The following is a 525-nucleotide window of genomic DNA, read 5'->3' on the forward strand; positions in this document are numbered from 1 at the left end:
TTTCCGACGCCCGGAAGTTTCTTTCCGGATGGAGACGAAGAGATTCGAACTCTCGACCCCCTGCTTGCAAGGCAGGTGCTCTCCCAACTGAGCTACGTCCCCGTTTGAAGCTGGCAGCCACCTGCTCTCCCACACCGTCTCCAGTGCAGTACCATCGGCCGCTTAGGTCTTAACCATCGTGTTCGGGATGGGAACGGGTGTGTCCCCTAGGCGCATCGCCACCAGCAATAGTTATTCAGTTTTTGAAACTGTAAAGTCTACAGCTTTTGCTGTTCCTTAATAACTAAACAATGAAACTCATTCTCTACTGATTCTTCCTTAGAAAGGAGGTGATCCAGCCGCACCTTCCGATACGGCTACCTTGTTACGACTTCACCCCAGTTATCAGTCCCGCCTTCGGCAGCTCCCTCCTGAAAGGTTGGGTCACTGACTTCGGGCGTTACCAACTCCCATGGTGTGACGGGCGGTGTGTACAAGACCCGGGAACGTATTCACCGCGACATTCTGATTCGCGATTACTAGCGA

Annotated in this window: 1 tRNA gene and 2 rRNA genes; all 3 read right to left on the reverse strand. The window is 53.0% G+C overall.

Features of this window, described 5'->3' with window-relative positions:
• Positions 1-29 precede the first annotated feature (29 nt).
• Positions 30-102 (reverse strand) — tRNA-Ala (locus DXA93_RS17590).
• Positions 103-108: 6 nt separating this feature from the next.
• Positions 109-226 (reverse strand): 5S ribosomal RNA (rrf, locus tag DXA93_RS17595).
• A 96-nt stretch (positions 227-322) separates the two neighbouring features.
• Positions 323-525: ribosomal RNA gene (locus DXA93_RS17600) — 16S ribosomal RNA — on the reverse strand; the annotation flags it as partial.

Origin of the sequence: Blautia sp. OF09-25XD, from assembly GCF_003482095.1 — a bacterium.
GTDB lineage: Bacteria > Bacillota > Clostridia > Lachnospirales > Lachnospiraceae > Fusicatenibacter > Fusicatenibacter saccharivorans.